Origin of the sequence: Streptomyces calidiresistens, assembly GCF_014141525.1 — a bacterium.
GTDB classification, from domain to species: domain Bacteria; phylum Actinomycetota; class Actinomycetes; order Streptomycetales; family Streptomycetaceae; genus Streptomyces; species Streptomyces calidiresistens.
In genome coordinates this window covers 1-501 of record NZ_VKHS01001529.1, presented here as the reverse complement: position 1 = coordinate 501, position 501 = coordinate 1, and the positions used below count along the sequence as shown (strand labels likewise).

General features: G+C 71.7%; 1 protein-coding gene. It reads left to right on the top strand.

Features of this window, described 5'->3' with window-relative positions; genetic code table 11:
- Nucleotides 1–323: hypothetical protein (locus tag FOE67_RS28150; protein WP_182667612.1), on the top strand; the 323-nt coding region annotated here is incomplete at its 5' end.
- Nucleotides 324–501 lie beyond the last annotated feature (178 nt).

Here is a 501-nt window from a genome sequence, read left to right as displayed (position 1 = left end):
CACCCATCCCCGACGACTGGGACCCCGAAGCCCGCATCATCGAAACCGGCGCCGAAGCCCGCGCCCGCCGCCTCGCCCTGGAGGCCATCGAGCCCCTGTGCCGGGTCACCGGCACCTGGCAGGGCGTCAACCTCTCCGACGCCATCGACGAAGCCGACACCGCCGACTCACAGGCACAGGACGACCTCCTCAACCACAACAAGCGCACCGGCGGCAATCCCCTGTACCTGCACATCGCGCACGAGAAGACCTCCGACCGGGCCGGTGAACGCCTGGCGCAGATGCTCGCCCACGCCCTCATCCGACCTCCCCAAGCCCCCTGACCCCACTCACGGGACGGCACCTTCATCACCCCTGCGAGGGGCGCATCACGCGCAACACACCACACCGAACACACCGAGGCCCCGCCCCCCCATCACGGGGGCGGGGCCTCGCACCGTGCGCCCGACACACACCCCTCACCCTACGAGCACCCCGCGCCCCGCGCACGGACCCCGCACC